This window comes from Azospirillum sp. P4_B5, from assembly GCF_056402275.1.
The window spans coordinates 174677-193907 of sequence record NZ_JBFUHT010000008.1 but is presented as its reverse complement, the minus strand read 5'-3'; the positions used below and the strand labels follow the sequence as shown (position 1 = coordinate 193907).

General features: G+C 69.3%; 15 protein-coding genes. 13 read left to right on the top strand and 2 right to left on the bottom strand.

The window, feature by feature from the left end:
* Positions 1–118: 118 nt before the first annotated feature.
* From AC1DVI_RS08610 to AC1DVI_RS08590, 5 genes are all read left to right on the top strand, one after another.
* Entirely contained in the window at positions 119–1189 is a 1071-nt protein-coding gene (locus AC1DVI_RS08610) for an ABC transporter substrate-binding protein (RefSeq protein WP_476957597.1), read from the top strand.
* 26 nt (positions 1190–1215) lie between these two features.
* Positions 1216–2298, top strand: a complete 1083-nt coding sequence (locus AC1DVI_RS08605; RefSeq protein ID WP_476957596.1) for an ABC transporter ATP-binding protein — start codon at positions 1216–1218, stop codon at positions 2296–2298.
* Positions 2295–3152 carry an ABC transporter permease gene (locus AC1DVI_RS08600; protein WP_476957595.1) on the top strand — a complete coding sequence of 286 codons (858 nt, stop codon included), beginning with the start codon at positions 2295–2297 and terminating at the stop codon, positions 3150–3152. The genes AC1DVI_RS08605 and AC1DVI_RS08600 overlap by 4 nt, the downstream gene beginning before the upstream one ends.
* On the top strand, positions 3149–3937 hold the full coding sequence (locus AC1DVI_RS08595; protein WP_035681830.1) for an ABC transporter permease: 789 nt from the start codon (positions 3149–3151) through the stop codon (positions 3935–3937). Before AC1DVI_RS08600 ends, AC1DVI_RS08595 begins: the two co-directional genes overlap by 4 nt.
* A gap of 69 nt (positions 3938–4006) precedes the next feature.
* Positions 4007–5020: a proline racemase family protein gene (locus tag AC1DVI_RS08590; RefSeq protein WP_119509951.1), complete on the top strand. Its 1014-nt coding sequence runs from the start codon at positions 4007–4009 to the stop codon at positions 5018–5020.
* A 126-nt stretch (positions 5021–5146) separates the two neighbouring features.
* On the opposite strand, the gene AC1DVI_RS08585 is transcribed toward AC1DVI_RS08590, so the two are convergent.
* The gene (locus tag AC1DVI_RS08585; protein WP_476957594.1) at positions 5147–5848 is read right to left on the bottom strand and encodes a GntR family transcriptional regulator; all 702 of its coding nucleotides are present in this window, start codon (positions 5846–5848) and stop codon (positions 5147–5149) included.
* Positions 5849–6008: 160 nt separating this feature from the next.
* Between AC1DVI_RS08585 and AC1DVI_RS08580 the strand changes: the two genes are divergently transcribed.
* Genes AC1DVI_RS08580 through AC1DVI_RS08545 form a run of 8 tightly spaced genes read left to right on the top strand, consistent with a single transcriptional unit; the run spans position 6009 to position 13250 of the window.
* Positions 6009–6881, top strand: a complete 873-nt coding sequence (locus tag AC1DVI_RS08580; RefSeq protein WP_476957593.1) for an isocitrate lyase/PEP mutase family protein — start codon at positions 6009–6011, stop codon at positions 6879–6881.
* Positions 6882–6913: 32 nt separating this feature from the next.
* The gene (gene leuC, locus AC1DVI_RS08575; protein WP_476957592.1) at positions 6914–8329 is read left to right on the top strand and encodes a 3-isopropylmalate dehydratase large subunit; all 1416 of its coding nucleotides are present in this window, start codon (positions 6914–6916) and stop codon (positions 8327–8329) included.
* A gap of 1 nt (position 8330) precedes the next feature.
* Positions 8331–8957, top strand: a complete 627-nt coding sequence (gene leuD / locus AC1DVI_RS08570; protein ID WP_476957591.1) for a 3-isopropylmalate dehydratase small subunit — start codon at positions 8331–8333, stop codon at positions 8955–8957.
* Between the two features lie 57 nt (positions 8958–9014).
* The gene (locus tag AC1DVI_RS08565; protein ID WP_476957590.1) at positions 9015–9974 is read left to right on the top strand and encodes an ABC transporter substrate-binding protein; all 960 of its coding nucleotides are present in this window, start codon (positions 9015–9017) and stop codon (positions 9972–9974) included.
* 39 nt (positions 9975–10013) lie between these two features.
* Positions 10014–10874, top strand: a complete 861-nt coding sequence (locus tag AC1DVI_RS08560; protein ID WP_476957589.1) for an ABC transporter ATP-binding protein — start codon at positions 10014–10016, stop codon at positions 10872–10874.
* A complete protein-coding gene (locus AC1DVI_RS08555) occupies positions 10871–11620 on the top strand; it encodes an ABC transporter permease (protein WP_476957588.1) in 750 nt (249 codons plus the stop codon). The genes AC1DVI_RS08560 and AC1DVI_RS08555 overlap by 4 nt, the downstream gene beginning before the upstream one ends.
* 5 nt (positions 11621–11625) lie before the next feature.
* Complete coding sequence (locus AC1DVI_RS08550; RefSeq protein WP_476957587.1) at positions 11626–12363, top strand: ABC transporter permease; 738 nt, start codon at positions 11626–11628, stop codon at positions 12361–12363.
* A gap of 23 nt (positions 12364–12386) precedes the next feature.
* Positions 12387–13250, top strand: coding sequence for an isocitrate lyase/PEP mutase family protein (locus tag AC1DVI_RS08545; protein WP_476957586.1), 864 nt, complete (start codon positions 12387–12389; stop codon positions 13248–13250).
* Positions 13251–13262: 12 nt separating this feature from the next.
* Here AC1DVI_RS08545 and AC1DVI_RS08540 read toward each other — a convergent pair whose 3' ends face one another.
* Positions 13263–19022 (bottom strand): trifunctional serine/threonine-protein kinase/ATP-binding protein/sensor histidine kinase, encoded by a 5760-nt coding sequence (locus tag AC1DVI_RS08540; RefSeq protein ID WP_476957585.1) that lies wholly within the window; start codon positions 19020–19022, stop codon positions 13263–13265.
* Positions 19023–19231 lie beyond the last annotated feature (209 nt).

The following is a 19231-nucleotide window of genomic DNA, read 5'->3' as shown; positions in this document are numbered from 1 at the left end:
TCGGAAATATTCAAGGATTCGGCAGCATTCTTCTATCGGAAAATACGCTCGAACAATTAGCTTTCGAACGAACCATGGCTCTGACGCCCGCTGGACCGACACCACGAAGGAACCGGTCATGACCCATCCGCGCGCCGCCACCCGCACCACCGCCCGCCTCGCCGCCCTGTCCGCCGTCCTGGCGGCCGGAGTCTCCCTCCACGCCCTGCCGGCCGCGGCCCAGGGCGAGATCCGCGTCGCCTGGTACGGCGGCAACTGGGGCGAGGCCTTCCGCACCTGCGTCGCGGAGCCCTTCACCAAGGCGACCGGCGTCCGCGTCGTGCCGGAAATCGGCACCTCGACCGTGACCTTCGCCAAGCTGCAGCAGCAGAAGGACGCGCCGACGCTCGACGTCGCCTACATGGACGGCGGCATCAGCGAGATGGCGCAGGGGGCGGGCGTGCTGGACGCCATCGACCCGACGGGCGTGCCGAACCTGGCGAAGGCGTTGCCGGAGGCGCTCTACAAGGCGGACGGGTCGATCTTCGCCGTGGGGTCCGGCTACTACTCGCTCGGCCTGACCTACAACACCAAGGAGATCAAGACCCCGCCGACCTCGTGGAACGACCTGTGGAAGCCGGAATTCGCGGACACGGTGACGATCCCGTCGCCGGCCAACTCCTCCGGCGTGCCCTTCGTCATGTTCCTGAACCGCATGTGGGGCAACCCGCCGGGCGACCTGTCCAAGACCTTCGAAAAGCTGAAGACGCTGAAGACCGCGCTCTACTTCGACAGCTCGGGGGCGGCCAGCAACGCCTACCAGAGCGGCGAGGCGATCATCGGGGCGCATTTCAACGTCGGGGCCTGGGATCTGGCCGACAAGGGCCTGCCCATCGGCTTCGCCGTTCCGAAGGAAGGCGTCTGGGCCACCGACGCCCGCCTGCATCTGGTCAAGAACGCGCCGCACAAGGCCGACGCCCAGCGCTTCATCGACACCGCCCTGACCCCGCAGGCCTCGGCCTGTCTGGCGGAGAAGCTCTATCTCGGCCCGGCGGTGCAGGGCGTGTCGGTGTCGCCGGACGTCGAGCGCAAGCTGCCCTGGGGTGTCGGCGGGTCGGTCAAGAACCTCCAGCTCTTCAACTGGGCGGACATCAACCGGGACCGCGCGGCGATCACCGACGCCTGGAACCGCGAACTCGCCCGCCAGTGAACCGCAGCCAGCCGGGGACCCCCATCATGTCCGACGCCCTGCTCTCCATCCGCTCCATCGACAAGCATTTCGGCGCCTACCACGCGCTGAGGGACGTGTCGCTGGATGTGGCCCACGGCGAGTTCGTCGCCCTGCTGGGGCCGAGCGGCTGCGGCAAGACGACCCTGCTGCGCTGCATCGCCGGCTTCCTCTCCCCCGATTCCGGAACCATCCGGATCGGCGGGGAGGACGTGACGCGGCTGCCGCCGCACCGGCGCCCGCTGAACACGGTGTTCCAGCACTACGCCCTGTTCCCGCATCTGAGCATCCTCGACAACGTGGCCTACGGGCCGCGCCGTCACGGGGTGGCGCGGGGCGAGGCGTTGGAGCGCGCCCGCGAGGCGCTGGAACTGGTCGGGCTGGACTCCGCCGCGGGGCGCTACCCGCGGGAGCTGTCGGGCGGCCAGCAGCAGCGCGTCGCCCTGGCGCGGGCCTTCGTCAACCGCCCGAAGCTCCTCCTGCTCGACGAGCCGCTGAGCGCGCTCGACCTGAAGCTGCGCAAGCGGATGCAGATCGAGCTGAAGCATCTCCAGGAGAAGCTCGGCATCGCCTTCGTGTTCGTGACCCACGACCAGGAGGAGGCGATGAGCATGGCGAACCGCATCGTCGTCATGAACCGCGGCGTGATCGAGCAGGTCGGCGACGGACGGGCCATCTACACCCGCCCGGCCAGCCGCTTCGTCGCCGACTTCATCGGCGAGGCCAACCTGCTGCCGGGAACGGCGGAGGGCGACGCCGGGGTGCGGCTGGCGGTGGGGTCGGCGCTGCTGCCCCATCTCGGCACCGACACCCGGCAGCGCTACACCGCGGTGCTGCGGCCCGAACATGTCGAGCTGCTGAACCAGCCGGAGGCGCCGGGCCTGATCACCGACCAGGGCTTCGTCGAGGACGTCATCGACACCGGCGGGCACACCGTCGTGACGGTGCGGGTCGGCGAGCATCTGCTGGCCAGCCGCCGGCTGGGCATGGCGGGGGAGGGGCTGAAACCGGGGGCGCCGGTCTTCGTCGGCTTCCGTCCGGGGCACGTCCACATCGTCGCCGAACCGGCTTCGCACCGGTCCGGACCATGAGCACGACCATGAGCGCCGCCATGAACCGAGCCTTGCCCCTGCTGGCGGCCCCGGTCGCCTTCTTCGTGGCCTTCTTCGCCGTTCCGATGATCGTGGTCGTGTCGTCCAGCCTGATGGCCGGCGGCGTGCCGTCCCTCGGCAACTACGCGCGGGTGCTGTTCGACCAGTATCACTGGGACGTGCTGGCGGCGACCTTCCGCATCGCCGGGCTGACCACGGTGGCCTGCGCGCTGCTCGGCTACCCGCTGGCCTATTATCTGGTGCGGGTGGTCAAGTCGGCGGCGCTGCGGCGGACCTGCGTCATCCTGCTGGTGCTGCCGCTGTTCACCAGCAACATCGTCCGCTCCTTCGGCTGGATGGTGCTGCTGGGACGCAACGGCCTCGTCAACGACGCGCTGGTCGGGGTCGGCATCCTGGACCGACCGATGCGCTTCCTCGGCACCGAGCTGGGCATCGTGATCGGGCTGGTCTACATCCTGCTGCCCTTCATCGTGCTGGCCGTCGGCAACGCGCTGGCCGCGGTGGACCCGGCGCTGGAGGATGCCTCCTCCGACCTCGGCGCCACGCCCTTCGACACCTTCCGCACGGTCACCTTTCCGCTCTGCCTGCCGGGGCTGATGTCGGGAATCGTCATGGTCTTCACCCTGGCGGTCAGCGCCTACGTCACGCCGGCCCTGCTGAGCGGCGGCAAGATCACGGTCTTCCCCATGCTGATCTTCCAGCAGTACAGCACGGTCTTCGACGTGAACTACGGCGGCGCGCTCAGCATGACGCTGCTGGTCATGACGCTGGTCCTGGTCGGTCTGGCCGGCTGGATCGGCAGCGCCGGCGCAACGGGGAGGAAAGCCCAATGATCGCCCGGCTTCTTCTGCGGGTGGTGTCCTGGTCGGTCATGGCCTACCTGATCCTGCCGCTCCTGGTCATCGTCGGTTCCTCCTTCACCGCCACCAGCTACCTCGCCTTCCCGCCGCAGGGGCTGACGCTCGACTGGTACGGGCGGATGCTCGGCGACACCTCCTATCTGGCGGCCTTCGGCACCAGCACCCTGCTGGCCTTGGTCGCCACGGCGGCGGCCCTGCTGCTCGGCGTTCCGGCGGCGCTGGCCATTGCCCGCTGCGAGTTTCCGGGCAAGAAGTTCCTGCTGTCGCTGCTGATGTCGCCGCTGGTCCTGCCGCACGTCGTGCTGGGCGCCGCCCTGCTGCAATACTGCGCGGCGCTGGGTCTGATGCGCAGCTTCACGGCGCTGCTGGTCGGGCACATCGTGATCATCATGCCCTTCGTCCTGCGCTCCGTCCTGCCGCAGCTGACGCCGGAGCAGCGGGCGCTGGAGGAGGCCTCCGCCGACCTGGGCGCCCGCCCGATGGAGACCTTCTTCCTCGTCACGCTGCCGCAGATCCGCAGCGGCTTGGCGAGCGGCGCGATCTTCGCCTTCATCTCCTCCTGGATCAACGTCGAGCTGAGCATCTTCAACACCACGGCGGAGATGACGACCATCCCGGTCAAGCTCTTCAACTACGTCCAGTACACGATCGACCCGGTCATCGCCGCGGTGTCCTCCATCACCATCGGCGTGGCGGCCCTGGCGATCATCATCCTCGACCTCACCGTCGGGCTGCACCTTCTGTCGGACCGGCGCTGACCGGTCCCGACACCCTCCGCTTCATCCCCCCGATCCAACACTGAATCCGATCCACGAAAGGGTCCTTCCATGCGCATGCAAGACGCATTCGATGTCCTGTACACCCACACCGAGGGCGAGCCGCTCTGCATCATCCACAGCGGCATCCCCTATCCGGCCGGTTCCAGCATCCTGGAGAAGCGCCAGTTCCTGGAGACCCATTACGACTGGCTGCGCGAGGCCCTGATGCGCGAGCCGCGCGGCCACAAGGACATGTTCGGCGTCTTCCTGACCCCGCCGTCCGGCCCGGACTACGACGCCGGTCTGATCTACATCGACGGCACCCAGTATTCGCACATGTGCGGCCACGGCACGATCGCCGTCGCCATGGCGATGGTCGCCAACGGCCTCGTCCGCCGCGGCGAGAACGGGCGCACCACCATCCGCTTCGAGACCACCGCCGGCCTCGTCGTCGCCGAGGTGGCCCATGAGGGCGACCGGGTGCTGTGGACCAAGTTCGAGAACGTTCCGGCCTACGTCGCCGCGCAGGACGTGGCGTTCGAGCTGCCGGAGATCGGCCCGCTGAAGGCCGACATCGTGTGGGGCGGCAACTATTTCGGCATCATCGACCTGACCGGAACCTCGCTGCGCATCGGGGCGGAGAATGGCACCGCCCTGTCTCATTACGGCATCCTGGCGCGTGAGCAGCTCCGCCAGAAGGTGGCGATCCAGCACCCGGCGTCGGCGCACATCAACAACTTCAACTTCGTGACCTTCTGGCACGAGCCGACCATCGAGGGCGCCTTCTACAAGAACGTCCACGTCTTCAGCGCCGGCCAGCTCGACCGCTCGCCGGGCGGCACCGGCACCAGCGCGATGATGGCGATGTTCGAGGCGCGCGGAAAGATGGCGATCGGCGACACCATCCGCTCCGAGGGCCTGCTCGGCACCGGCACCTTCGAGGGCAGCCTGCTCGGCGAGACCCGCCTGAACGGCGTGCGCGCCGTGCGCCCGACCGTGAAGGGCACGGCCAGCATCCTCGGCACCGCCCGCTGGGTCATCGACCGCAACGATCCGGTCGGCGCCGGCTTCCTGGTCGCCTGACCGGTCCTCATCAGTCGCGTCCTCGACTTCGTCCCGGCGTCCTCTCAGGGCGCCGGGACCTTTGTGCTGCGCCGACGGGCGATCCATCTGCCCGTATCGGCGCACCGTCGTTGTATACAATAAAGCTCACTCGGTGTTCGGGACCGTGAAGACGGCCCGCCCGGCGCGGACATGGGCGCGCATCACCGACGAGGCCCATTCCCCATCGCGGGCGGTCAGGGCTTCGACGATCTCGCGGTGGTGGTTCATGCTGCGGGCGAGGTCGCGCCGGCTGTAGCGGGCGAAGGTCCGCAGCACCAGCGGCATCTCCACCACCTGCCGGATCATCTGGCCCAGGCGCCGATCCCCGGCGATGTCGATCAGCAGGCCGTGGAAGCGGTCGTTCAGCGGCGTGATGCGCGAGAAGTCCACCGCGTTGCCGTCCCCCACCACCGCCTCCATCGCGTCGCACAGCGCCGCCAGTTCGGTGAGATGCCGCGGTTCCGCGCGGCTGGCGGCGAGGCCGGCCACTTGGCTTTCCAGCGTCGCGCGCAGTCCGAAAATCTCGTCGAGATCCTGGATCGTCCAAGCGTTCACCTTGGCGCCGAGGTTTGGGACGAGTTGTAGCAGCCCGTCGGCGGACAGCCGGCGCAGCGCCTCGCGCACCGGGGTGCGGCTGACCCCGGTCAGTTCGGCCAGTTCCTGCTCGCGCAGATGGGCGCCCGGCGGCCAGCGGCTGGCCAGGATGCCCTCCCGGATGAAGCGGTAGGCACGGTCGGCGGCGCGGTTGGAGCCACCGCTGAAGCCGTTGTCCCATTGGGGCGCCAGAGCCCCGGCGCTGTCCGACATGCTGACCTCCCTTGCGCTTCTGTCCGGCGCCTGAACTTTTCGGGTTGCGTTGTATACAATGACGCATTATGTTCGTTGACACAACAAATTAACAGCCCGCTTCCGGTGCGCCCTGTTGGACGCTGCCGGCGGACGCGGCGGCAAGGGAGGGATACAACCGGTGACGACACCCGCACAACGCCTGAAAACGTTTCTGGAGGCTCCCGGCCTTCACCTGATGCCCTGCTGCTTCGACGCCCTGTCGGCACGGCTGGTCGAGCAGGCCGGTTTCCGCGTCAGCCTGATGAGCGGCTTCGCCGTCTCGGCCACCCGGCTGGGGATGCCGGACACCGGGCTGATCTCCTTCGCCGAAATGCTGGACCAGCTCCGCAACGTATGTCAGGCGGCCCCCGGCCTGCTGGTGATCGGCGATGGGGACACCGGCTACGGCAACGCCATGAACGTGCAGCGCACCGTGCGCGACTACGCCCGCGCCGGGGCCGCCGCCGTCCTGATCGAGGATCAGGTCAGCCCCAAGCGCTGCGGCCACACCAAGGGCAAGCAGGTCGTCGGGCGGGCCGAGGCGCGCATGAAGATCCGCGCCGCCGTCGATGCCGCCCGGTCAGGGTCCGACGACATCCTGATCCTGGCGCGGACCGACGCGCGCGCCACGCACGGCTTCGACGCGGCGCTGGAGCGCTGCCAGGATTTCGTGGAGGAGGGCGCCGACATCATCTTCATGGAGGCCCCGCACAACGAGACGGAAATGGCCGCCTTCTGCGCCGGCATCGACCGGCCGGCCATGGCGAACATGGTGCGCGGCGGCCAGACGCCGATGCTGCCGCCCCGCGAGCTGGAGGCGCTGGGCTTCAAGCTTGCCGCTTACCCGCTGACCCTGATGTCGGCGGCCATCGACGCCATGCGCGCCGCCCTGACCGCGGTGGCGGACGGGCGGGAGAGCCAGGTGGCCCAGGCCGATTTCGAGGCGCTGAAGAGTCTCGTCGGCTTCCCCGACTACTACGAGCGGGAACAGGCCTACCGGGCCGCCGAGTGACGCGCAGAAAACCTTATGCCGGGGACACCGACATGACCACGCCGCGTTCCATCATCGACAAGATCTGGGACCAGCACGTCGTCGCCGATCTGGGCGACGGACGGGTGCTGCTCCACATCGACCGCCACATGCTGCACGAGGTCACCAGCCCCCAGGCCTACGCCGGGCTGGCCGCCGCCGGGCGCCGGCTGCGCCGTCCCGACCTGACCTTCGCGACGGCGGACCACATCGTCTCGACCGAGAGCGGCCGCACCGACGACACGGTGCCCGGCGGGCCGGAGATGATCCGCGCCCTGCGCTCCAACGCCGAGGCCACCGGCGTCGCCCTGTTCGACCTGGGCGACGTGCGCCAGGGCATCGTCCATGTGATCGCGCCGGAGCTGGGGATCGCCCTGCCAGGCGCCACCCTGGTCTGCGGCGACAGCCACACCAGCACGGTCGGCGCGCTGGGCGCCATGGCCTGGGGCATCGGCACGTCGGAGGTCGAGCATGTCATGGCGACGCAGACGGCCATCCTGCGCCGCCCGCCGACCATGCGCATCACCTTCAACGGCACCCGCCCGGTGGGCGTGTCGGCCAAGGACATGGTGCTGAAGCTGATCGCCACCATCGGCACCGCCGGGGCGACCGGCTACGGCGTCGAATACGCCGGCCCGGCCATCCGCGCGCTCTCCATGGAGGAGCGGATGACCGTCTGCAACATGTCGGTGGAGCTGGGCGCACGCTTCGGCCTGATCGCGCCCGACGAGGTGACCTTCGCCTATCTCCGGGGGCGGCCCTTCGCCCCGACGGGTGACCTGTGGGATCATGCGGTGGCGGCGTGGCGCGCCCTGGCGAGCGATCCCGGCGCCCGCTTCGACGCCGAGGTCGAGCTGGACGTCTCGACGCTCACGCCGCAGGTGTCCTGGGGCACCAGCCCGCAGGACTGCATCGGCGTCGGCGAGACCGTTCCCGATCCGGAGCGCGAGGCCGACCCCAAGCGCCGGCAGGCGATGCGCCGGGCGCTCGACTACATCGGGTTGGAACCGGGGACGCCGATCCGCGACCTGCCGGTGGACATGGTCTTCATCGGCTCCTGCACCAACAGCCGCATCGAGGATTTGCGGGCCGCCGCCGCCGTTCTGAAGGGGCGGCGGGTCGCCGACGGCCTGCGCGCTCTGGTCGTGCCGGGCTCCGGCCAGGTGCGCCGGCAGGCGGAGGCGGAGGGGCTGGACCGCGTGTTCACCGCCGCCGGCTTCGAATGGCGGGAGCCGGGCTGTTCCATGTGCGCCGGGATGAACGCCGACCGGGTGCCGCCGGGCAAGCGCTGCGTCGCCACCTCGAACCGCAACTTCGAAGGCCGCCAGGGGCCGGGGGCGCGCACCCACCTCGCCAGCCCCGCCACCGCGGCGGCGGCGGCCGTGGCGGGACGCATCGTCGATGTCCGCAGCCTGGAAGGGAACGCCTGACATGCCCGAACCCATCAACCGCATCACCGGGATCGCCGCACCACTGCCGCGCGCCAACGTCGACACCGACGCGATCATCCCCAAGGCGCATCTGTTGACCATCCACCGCAGCGGGCTCGGTGCCGGTCTCTTCTCCGAATGGCGGTTCGACGACGACGGCCGGGAACGGCCGGACTTCGTCCTCAACCAAGCGCCCTGGCGGGAGGCCAAGATCCTGCTGGCCGGCGAGAATTTCGGCTGTGGCTCGTCGCGCGAGCACGCGGTGTGGAGCCTGATGGACTTCGGCATCCGCTGCGTGATCGCGCCCAGCTTCGCCAGCATCTTCCACGAGAACTGCCAGAAGAACGGTCTGGCCGCGGTGACTCTGGACGAGGTTGCGCTCGCCCATCTCGTCGCCGTCGCCCAGGCGACGCCGGCCGCTGCCACGACGGTGGACATCGAGACTTGCCGCGTCACCGCCCCGGATGGGCGGGAGTTCCCATTCACCATGGAGACGGCGCGGCGGCAGGCGCTTCTGGAAGGGTTGGACGAGATCGGGGCCAGCCTGCGCCACGACGACGCCATGGCGGCGTTCGAGGCGCGCGACCGGGCGCAACGCCCGTGGATTCACGCCCTACCCACCGCCTGACGGGTCCGGGTCAACGCGCATGGCCGGAAAGGCCAGCGGCTATTGGGAGGAACAGCGATGTCGTTCATGACCACGATGAAGCGCAAGGCGGTCCTGGGGGCGGCGGCCATGGGAGTGGCGCTTGCCACCCTGGTCCCGGCGCAGGCCGAGGAGATCACGGTTACCCACTGGGGCGTCCTGATGTACGGCGCTCCCTACGCCGTGGCCATGGAGAAGGGCTACTACAAGGAGCAGGGGCTGGACATCACCGGCGTCCTGACCTCCAAGGGCGGCGGCACGACCATGCGCAACGTCATGGCGGCGCCGATGCCTTACGGCGAGGTCGCCCTGTCGGCGGCGGTGGCCGCCATCAACCAGGGTCTGGACGTGAAGATCATCCACACCGGCGTCCGCACGGCGGGCGAGATCCTGTGGGTGACCAAGCCGGACTCCCCGGTCAAGACCGCCAAGGACCTGGACGGCAAAAAGGTCGCCTTCACCAGCCCGAAGTCGGTCACCGACATGCTGCTGACCATGGTGAAAGACAAGCACGGCATCACGGTGGACGGCGTATCCGCGGGCGGCGTCGGCGGCGGCCTGACCATGCTGGAGCAGGGTGGGGTGGCCGCCGCCCCGGTGATGGACCCGATCTGGGCGCGCGTGCAGAACAAGTACCGCATGGTCTTCGCGGTCGAGACCGAGCTGCCGACCATGGTGCAGACGGTGGGCGTCACCACGTCGGACTTCGCCGCGAAGAACGGCGACAAGCTGAAGAAGTTGATCGAGGCACGGCGCAAGGGGGTGGACTTCGTCTACGCCAACCCCGAAGAGACCGCCAAGATCATGACCAAGTACTATGACATCGACGAGGCGATCGCGCTGCAGGCCCTGAAGAATCTGGCGACCATCAAATATTGGAGCGCCGGCGACTTCGAGTATGACGGGATGAACAACCTGATCAAGGGGCTGCAGATCATCGGCGAGGTCAAGGGCGAGGTCGACTGGTCGAAGCACGCCGACGCCTCGTTCCTGAAATAATCAGCCTGACGCATCACGATGACCGGGAGGAAGCCCCCGATGAAAGCCAACGTCGCCGCCAAGCGCGACCCGCAAGAGGAGGCGGGGGCTTTCCCCGCCCCGGCCGCCCACGCCGAACTGAAGGGGGTCAGCCGCATCTACGGCGTTCCCGGCCACGGCGGGGTGCACGCGCTGGGCCCCGTCGATCTGACCTTGCGGCAGGGGGAGTTCTTCTCCGTCGTCGGACCGTCGGGCTGTGGCAAGTCTACGCTGCTCGACGTGCTGTCCGGCCTGTCCGTGCCGACCGAGGGATCGGTGACCTTCGAAGGCAAGCCAGTGGCCGGCAAGGTCCCGGACGGCGTCGGGGTGGTGTTCCAGGAGGACGCCACCTTCCCCTGGCTGACCGTGTGGGACAATATCGCCTTCGGCCTGCGCCGGGCGGGCGTCGATCCGGCGGAGATCGAACGGCGGGTCAATTACGCCGTCGGCTTCGTCGGGCTGAAGGACTTCGCCAAGGCCTATCCGGTGCAGCTGTCCGGCGGCATGCGCCAGCGCGTCTGCATCGCCCGCACGCTGGTGATGCGGCCGCGCCTGATCCTGCTGGACGAGCCGTTCGGCGCGCTCGACGCCCAGACCCGCCTGATCATGGGCGACGAGCTGCTGAAGCTGTGGCGCGAGACCGGGGCCACGGTGATGCTGATCACCCACGCGCTGGACGAGGCGGCCATGCTGTCGGACCGCATCGGCGTGATGTCGGCCCGGCCCGGACGGATCATCGAGGAGATCGAGACGGGCTGGTCGCGCGAGCGCGATTCCCGCATCGCCAGCGAGGACGGTTTCGGCCAGATCACCGCCCGGCTGTGGCGCCTGCTGCGCGAGGAGAGCCTGAAGGCGGCGGGCCTCGCCGGGGGTGGGTCGTGAGCTGGGCGGGCTGGCTCCGCCTGGTCGTGGTGAGCGGCGCCGTCCTGCTGCTGGAGGTGCTGTGCCGCGCAGGCGTCATCGCCAAGACGGTCCTGCCGGCGCCCAGCGTCATGGCCGGCGACCTCTACCGCCTTCTCGCCTCGGGGGCGGCCAGCGCCGACATCGGCGAGACGTTGGGCAACGTCGCCATGTCGGTGATCGCCTCGATCCTGCTTGGCTTTGTCGCCGGTGTGGCGATCCACGCCATGCCGCGGGTGCGCCGGGCTCTCGACCCCTTCCTGGCGACCTATTACGCCGTGCCCTTCTTCGTCTTCTACCCGGTGCTGATCGTGATCTTCGGGCTGGGGGCGGCGCCCATCGTGGTGATCGGCACGCTGTTCGGCGTGGTGGCGATGCTGATCAACACGCTGAACGGGCTCGATCGGATTCCCCGCGTCCTGCTGAAGACCGCGCGTGTCCACGGCATGGACCCGGTGCGCACGGCGCTGATGGTCAAGCTGCCCAGCGCGGCGCCCTTCCTGTTCACCGGGGCCAAGCTCGCCATCGCCTACTGCTTCATCGGCGTCATCGCGGCGGAGTTCATCATGTCCTCCTCGGGCATCGGCTACAGCATCGCCTATGCCTTCAACAACTTCGACAACGCGCGGATGTACGCGCTGATGCTGTTCATCATCGTCCTGGTGACGGTGCTCAACGCGGTGCTCTTCACCTGGGAGCGCCGGATCATGCAGCGGCGGAGGCGCTGACGGCCATGCACAAAAAGACCGACACGCTTCTCGTCATCGTCGCGCTGGTGGTGCTGTGGCAGGTCCTGCATTGGATCGTCGGCAGCGTCGCCCTGACCTCTCCCGCCGACACGCTGACCCGCGCCGTGGAACTGCTGGGCTCCGCCACCTTCTGGCCGCACGTCGCGGAAACCGGCGTCGCGCTGCTCTATTCGCTGCTTCTGGCGGTGCTCGGCGGGTTGACCATCGGCATCGCGCTGGGCATCAACCGGCTGGCCGGGGAGGTGGCGGAGCCGATCCTGGTGTCGCTGTATTCGCTGCCCAAGATCACGCTCTACCCGGTGATCCTGCTGGCCTTCGGGCTGGGCCTGTCGGCCAAGGTGGCCTTCGGGACGATCCACGGCATCGTCCCGGTGATCATCTTCACGATGAACGCGGTCCGCACCATCCCGCCGGTGATGCTGCGCAGCGCGCGGGTGATGCGCCTGTCGCCGCCCCAGCTCGTCTCCACCATCATCCTGCCCGCCGCCTTGCCGGAGCTGGTGTCCGGTCTGCGGGTGGGCTTCTCGCTGACCCTGCTGGGCGTGCTGATCGGCGAGATGTTCGCCTCGCAGCGCGGCCTCGGCTACCTCGTCATGAACGCCATCGGCGGGCACGACGTGCGCACCATGATGGCCGTGGTGCTGATCCTCGCCACCACCGCCGTGCTCATCAGCACCGGCCTGCTGCACATCGACCGGCGCATGCACCGGCGGGCCTCTTAAAGACTTCCGGAGATTCCACAGACATGACCATTTCTCTCAAACAGCGCCTGTCGCAGCCGGGCCTGATCTCGGCCCCCGGCGTGTTCGACATGATCTCGGCCAAGGTGGCGGACGGCATGGGGTTCGACGCGCTGTACATGACCGGCTACGGCACCGTCGCCAGCCATCTCGGCCTGCCGGACGCCGGGCTCGCCACCTTCAGCGACATGGTCGGCCGGGTGCGGGCCATCGCGCGCGGCACCTCGACGCCGCTGATCGCCGACGGCGACACCGGCTACGGCGGCCTGCTGAACGTCGATTTCACCATCCGCGGCTACGAGGAAGCGGGGGCCGCGGCCATCCAGCTCGAAGACCAGGAATTCCCGAAGAAGTGCGGCCACACGCCGGGCCGCCGGGTCATCCCGATGACCGACATGGTGCGCAAGATCCGTGTCGCCTGCGAGGCGCGCTCGTCGAGCGACTTCCTGATCATCGCCCGCACCGACGCCCGCACCACGCTGGGCCTCGATGAGGCGCTGCGCCGCGCCGACGCCTACGCCGAGGCCGGCGCCGACATCATCTTCGTGGAAAGCCCGGAGAGCGAGGCGGAGATGGAGCGGATCTGCCGGACCATCGGCAAGCCGCTGATCGCCAACATGGTGGAGGGCGGGCGCACGCCGGTGATGACCGGGGCGCGGCTGGAGGAGCTCGGCTACCGCATCGCCATCTTCCCGGCCACCGGCTTCCTGGCGATGGCCGCGGCGCTGCGCAGCGCCTACGGCGAAATCCTCGCCAAGGGGTCGAGCGCCGAGTATCGGGGAGAGCTTTATCCCTTCCCCGACTTCACCCGGCTGATGGGCTTCGAGCGCGTCTGGGAGTTCGAGAAGCGCCACCCCGAGACGGAGTAACCGTCCACCGTCTCAGCTCTGCGGCGTTTTTCCGGGGGCACGGCAGGGGAACTCGACGGTGAATCGCGTTCCTTCGCCGGGCTGGCTGTCCAGGTGGATGGTGCCGCCGAGCTGACCGGTGATCAGGTTGAAGACGATGTGCAGGCCGAGCCCGGTCGAGCCGGTGCCCCGCCGCGTCGTGAAGAAGGGCTCGAACACCTTGCCGTGGTTCTCCGCGGGGATGCCGCAGCCGTCGTCCTGATAGACCAGCCGCACCCCGTCGTTCTCCAGCGTCTGCGCGGTGATGGCGATCCGGCCCTTTTCGCCCTCCCGGTAGGCGTGGTTGACCGAGTTGGTGATGAGATTCGTCACGATCTGGGCGATCACGCCGGGGTAGCTGTCCAGTTCGATGCCCTTGGGGCACTCCAGCCGCACCTCGTGGCCCGGGCGGTGCCAGGTCGGGCGCAGGCTGACCAGAACCTCCTCCAGATAGCCGCGCAGGTCGAACCGGCGGCGGTCGCTGCGCGTCTGGTCCGAGGCGACCTGCTTGAAGCTCTGCACCAGATCGGCGGCGCGGGTGGCGTTGCTGATCATCAGCGTGGCAGCGTCGTGCGCGGCCTGCATGAAGTCCTGGAAGTCGGCCCGGCGCATCTTGCCGGTGTCGGACAGCGTTTCGAGCGCGCTGATCTTCTCGCCGAGATAGGAGGCGCTGGTCATCACGATGCCGATGGGCGTGTTGATCTCGTGCGCCACCCCGGCGACGAGCTGCCCCAGCGAGGCCATCTTCTCCGCCTGGACAAGCTGCTGCTGCGTGGCCTTGAGCTGGGCGTGGGCGGCGTGGAGCTGCTCGTGGGCGTCGCGCAGCTCGCTTTCGCGGCTGCGGTCCACCGTCACGTCCACATAGACCTGCACCATGCCGCCGTCCGGCATGGGGTTGCTGCGGACCTGGATGACCCGGCCGTCGGCGAACTCGATCTCGCTGGGGCTGCTGACCAGGGGCGAGGGCACCAGCGCCGTCAGAAGCTGCCCGGATGCGTTCACCGCGGCGCTCAGCTCCCGATACGGAACGCCGACCCGGCGCAGCGTGTCCGGCAGGCTGAAGAGGGCCATGGCGCGCTCGTTCCAGACGCGCAGCCGCTCCTCGGCGTCGAAGGCCGCCAAGCCGTCGTACATGCTGGCCAGGGTGGCGCGCAGCAGCTGCGACTGCTCGGCCACCTCGCGGGTCCGCTCGGCCACCTGGGCTTCCAGCGTGCGGTTCAGCCGTTCCAGCCCGTCGTAGAGGCGGGCGTTCTCGATGGAGATGGCGATCTGCACCGACAGGAGGTTGAGCAGCTCCAGCCGCTCCGGGCTGAAGATGTCGGCGGCGAGGTTGTTCTCCAGATAGAGGATGCCGACCATCTGGTTGCGGTTGCGCAAGGGCAGGCACAGCACGGAGCGCGGCTGCGCCATCCGCGTGTAGGAGTCGTACTGGAAATCGCCGTCGTTCGCGGCGTCGGCCAGAACGACCGGCTCCCCGGTCTGGATGACCGCGTCGACAACGCCGCGCACCAGGACCGGCGCCGCGTCGTCGAGGGGGCGGGATTGCAGGACCTCCGCGGCGTCGCCCTCGCTCGCGGCATCGGCCTCGATCCGCCACGCGCCGTCGGTTGGCAGCAGCAGGCAGCCCCGCGTCGCCCCGGCGTTGGTGATGACCAGCTTCATCAGCGTCCACAGCAGGTCGCCCAGCCGGATGTCCTGCGCCAGCGCCTGCGAGGTGCGGATCACCGTCTCCACATCCACCATGTGGGAGCTGGACCCGGAGGAGGAGCGCCGCCGCGACGAGGCGGTGACCGGGCGTTGCGGCGGGAAGCTATCGTCGATGAAGCCCTGGTCCGCCGCCGTCTCGCCGAACAGCTCGGCCAGCCGGGCGTCCAGCGCCCGGACCTTCGCCAGCGCGTCCCAGCGCCGGTAGGCGTGGCGGGCCTGGAACAGCATCGCCTTCGCCGTGAAGCGGTCGCCGCGCGCCAAGGCGGCCTCGCCGGCCCGCTCGCAGGCGAACGCCTCGTCGTGGGTGAATCCCTGCTCGCGGGCGCTCTCGGCGGCGGTCTGGTAGTGGCGATGCGCCTTGTCCAGCCGCCCGGTGGCGCGCAGCCGTTCGGCCACAACGAGCGCCAGCAGGTGGCGGAAATTGGTCGGCGCGTGGCGGACCGCTCCGCGGAGCCGGCGCTCCAGCCCGAGCGCCGCGGCCCGCGCCCGCAGCCGCTCGGCGGGGCGGAGGCGGTCCCAGGCGGCGAAGTCGATCAGAGCGGCGACCACCCGCATGCGCAGGTTCATCACCATGCCCATGGAGGCGTCGGCGAAGGGACGGCGCTTCGCGATGCAGCGCCGCGCCTCGTCGATCCGGCCGAACAGCAGGTTCAGATAGGCCAGATGGCTGTGCATCGTGTCCAGGGCAAGGCGGTTGCCGCTGGCGGCCAGGGCCGGGACGTCGCTCGCCTCCGTGACGTGAGGGCCGGCGAAGACGGTGGGGTCTTCGGACTCGCCCAGCAGGTTGGCGATGAGCTGCTGGTGGGGCCGCAACACGCCCGCCGCGGTCTGCTGGTTCAGGCGCGCGATGGCGGCGGCGTGGCCCGCCGCGGTCTGCTGGAGCTGCCGCAGGGGATGGCCGAGAAAAAGGCCCTGGGCGACCGCGTTGTTCAGGCAATAGGCGGCGTATTCGATGTCGCCGGTTTCCAGGCCGATCCGGTGGGCGTCGAGGAGGCCGGACAGCGCCTTCGCCACCGGCTGGTGCCAGACCTCGATGAACAGCTTGACCACGAACAGCGTCTGGGCGCGGCCCTGGTTGGCGTTCAGCCGGTCCAGCACGCGCAGCGCCACCCGTCCGTACATGGCGCCCGCCGGAACGTCACCGAGCATCGCGCAGTGCAGCAGCCCGTAGGTGGCGTAGGTGATGCCGGAGGCCGGCAGGATCCCCTCGGTCGCCGACAGCCGGACCATGCGCAGCAGCAGCACCGTGTAGAGGTTGGTGTCGTGCAGATAGGCGCTCGCCAGCACGCGCGAGACGATGCGCCCGATCGTCAGCAGACGCGCGTCGGTGAGCGGCGGGCGGCCGACGAGGTCCTCCTCGCCCTTGCCGCGCAGCGCCAGCTTGGTCGTGGCGAGCTCCTTCAGCACATGGCGGGTGTCCGCCCGCTCCGGGATCGGGCTGCCGAGCTGGCTCAGGGCGGTGCGGCAGGCGCCGAGCGCCGCCGGCAGGTTCTGCCGCGACACGTGCATCTGGATCTGCGTCTCGTAGGCCAGGGCACGGTCGAGGACGGTGCGGGCGTTGGTCTCGATGGACTCGGCCAGCGGCGTCACCGCGGCGACGTCGCCGTTCACCGCCGCGATCTCCGCCGCTTCGGCGTGCAGGCTGAGCGCCAGGTCGTACAGGCGCGACCAACCGTCCGCGGGGAGCAGCCCGACCCCGGTGATGAGATAGTCGAAGGCCGGTCCCAGCGCCGCCGAGGCGCGCGCCGCTTGCCCGGCCAGAAGGTTGTAACGGGCCAGCCGCTCCCTCTGCTCCGGCGACAGCAGGGGCAGGGCGCGGTTCAGCTGGTTGGTGATCGCGAACAGCCGATCGGGCGACCGATCGCCCGGCAAGCCCTGGCTGCGTTCCAGAACGAGGCCGACGGCGAGATGGCAGGCCAGCGCGTCGGCGTCCGGCAGCATGCTGTAGGCCGCCTGCTGCACCCGGTCATGGACGAAACGGTAGGTGGCGCGCGGCGACACGCTGTCCATGTCGGCGTAGCGGTAGGCGTCGCCCACCGGGACCACCAGCCCGCTGCGCAGGGCCGGCCACAACGCCGCCGCCGTCGCGGCGGAGGTCCGCCGGCTCGCCTCGGCCAGGGTGGCGAGATCGAAGGCACTGCCGATGCAGGCGGCGGTCTGGAGGACGGTCAGCGTCTCGGCGGGCAGTTCCCGGATGCGGCGGACCACGAAGGTGACGACGTCGTCGACCATCCGTTCCATCCGCTGGGACTCGATGGCTTCAAGGTTCCAGTTCCACACCCCGGCGAGACCGTCATAGGCGATCAGCCCGCTCTGCTCCAGCGACTCCAGGAATTGTCCAAGGAAGAACGGGTTGCCCAGCGTGTTGGCGATCAGCCGTTCGGCCAGAGGGCGCACCTCGTCGGGGGCCGCGTGCAGCGTGTCGGACAGCAGGGCCACCACCGCATCGGCGTCGAGCCCGCCGAGAGCCACGTCGCGGACCGGAACGCCGCGCTCGGCGAAGGTCTGGATCGTGTGGCGCAGCGGGTGGACCGCATCGACCTCGGTGTCGCGGCAGGTGCCGACCAGCAGGAAGTGGCCGAGGTCCGGATCGCCCGCCAGCCCTTCCAGAAGCTTCAGCGTGGCGAGGTCGGCCCATTGCAGGTCGTCCAGGAACAGCACCAGCGGGTGCCCCGCCCCGGCGAAGACGCGGACGAAATTGCGGAAGACGTAGATGAAGCGCTCGTGCGCCTCCACCGGACCCAGCTCCGGCAGCGGCGGCTGGGGACCGATCAGCCGTTCGACGTGAGGGATGACGTCGGTGATGATCCGCCCGTTGGGACCGAGCGCGGCGAGAAGGCGGGCGCGCCACAGCGCCAGCGACTCCGGGCCGGTGGCGAAGGTCTGCCGCACCAGGGTCTTGAAGGCTTCGATCACCGGCGCGTAGGGGATGTCGCGCTTCAGCGGCTCGAACTTGCCGGTGATGAAGAAGCCGTGGCGGGCGATCACCGGCTTGTGCAGTTCCCGGACCAGCGCCGATTTGCCCACACCCGAATAGCCGGAGATCAGCAGGGCCTCGAACCCGCCCGCGGCGGCCCGCCCGAAGGCGTCGAGAAGGACGCGGAACTGCGCGGTGCGGCCGTAGAGCTTCTGCGGGATGCGCAGCACCGGACGGACGTCCCGGCTGGCCAGCGCGAAGGGCTCGATGCGGCCGTGGCCGCGCCATTCGGTCAGGCAGCGTTCGAGGTCGGCGCGCAGGCCGAAGGCGCTCTGGTAGCGCTCCTCCGGGTTCTTCGCCATCAGCCGGGCCACGATGGCGGCCAGCGGCTCGGGCACCAGCGGGTTGAGCTTGTGCACGGGCACGGGCGTCCGCGCGATGTGGCAATGCACCAGTTCCAGCGGATCGCCGGACGGGAAGGGGGGCTGGCCGGTCAGGAAGTCGTGGAAGGTGGCACCCAGCGCGTAGAAGTCGGCGCGGTAATCCACCGACCGGTTCATGCGGCCGGTTTGCTCCGGCGCCATGTAGGCGAGCGTGCCCTCCATGGCGCCGACGTCGGGGTCGCCCGCCTCTTCCCGCGATAATTCCGACGCGATGCCGAAGTCGATCAGGTTGAACTGGCCGGTCGCCGGATTCCAGATCAGGTTGCCGGGGCTGATGTCCTTGTGGACGACCCCGGCGTCGTGCACGGCGGCCAGCGCGTCGACGGCCTGGAGCGCCATCCGCAGGAAGACCGCGACGTCCTCCGTCCGCACGTCCGGAAGGCTGTCCAGTGCGGCGCCGCCGATGTCGCGGAACACCATCATCAGCCCGTTGCCGTGGGGGACGCAGTCCAGCGCCTCGACAATCCCGGCGTGGCGCAACCGGCGGGTGATGGCGAATTCACGCTGGAACGCCGCCTTGTCCTCGCTGCCGATGTCCTCGCCGGACAGGAGCTTGCAGATGACGGGCAGGCCGTCGTCGCGCCGGACGGCGCGCAGCACGGTCGAGCGCGACCCCACATGCAGCGTTTCGACAACGCGGAAGCCCGGTAACGCCGGCACGGTTGCGGTGGGGATGGCCCCGATCACGACGCAGCATCCTTATGTCGCGTGGTTGCGCCGTCAGTTATAGAAGGTCGCGCCACGGTGGAGCAAGCGCAGGGCGTAGCAGCCGGGGCTTTGCACGATTTTTGCTTGGCAATCGCACGGGTCATAGGGCGGTAGCATCGGCGAAACGGCGTAATAGTTCAATCGCGGTACGACAATTTATGCTAACCTCCCCCACAATTTCTGACGAG